Below are 702 nucleotides of genomic sequence, written 5' to 3'. Positions count from 1 at the left end.
GTGGTTTTTTCTTAGCAATGGCCGCGACCAAATACCGTTTGGATGTGAACCTCGCTAGGGTGTTGCTCAAGCCGTTTGGGCAAAACCCAAAATTTGTCATGTTAGGCCTGATGCTGATCACCGCAATATTCTCGATGTTTATGTCGAATACCGCGACTACCGCAATGATGTTGTCGATCTTAACGCCAGTTATCGCCGTGTTCGGGCCTAAAGACCCTGGTCGAATTGCATTTGCGCTTTGTATTCCTGTTGCTGCGAACATCGGTGGTATTGGTACGCCAATCGGTACGCCACCAAACGCGATTGCTCTGAAATACCTCGTGGGTGATAACTTGATTACCTTTGGGGAGTGGATGGTGTTCGGCGTACCATTTGTGGTGATCATGATGGCGCTTGCTTGGCTTCTGATAGGTTATTTATACAAAGCCGAGCAGACGAAAATTGATCTGAACATCAAAAGTAAGTTCCTAAAAACACCAAAGGCGATGATTGTTTACGTCACATTCGCTGGCACCATCATTCTTTGGTTGATGGGCTCAGCGCATGGCATGAACTCATACACCGTCGCTTTAATTCCGGTTGCCGTATTCTCGCTGACAGGGATCATCAACAAAGAAGACCTCAAAAAGATCTCTTGGGATGTGCTTTGGTTAGTCTCGGGTGGTATTGCTCTCGGTTTAGCGCTCGACAAAACAGGGCTTG

At 47.3% G+C, this 702-nt stretch carries 1 protein-coding gene; it reads left to right on the top strand.

Translation table 11 applies throughout. The features are described from left to right. On the top strand, positions 1–702 hold a 702-nt coding region (locus R7Q46_RS27155; protein WP_318078259.1), incomplete at both ends, for an SLC13 family permease.

It is taken from the genome of Vibrio sp. 811, assembly GCF_033339195.1.
The sequence above is the reverse complement of the archived record's forward strand: the minus strand, read 5'-3'. Positions and strand labels throughout refer to the sequence as shown.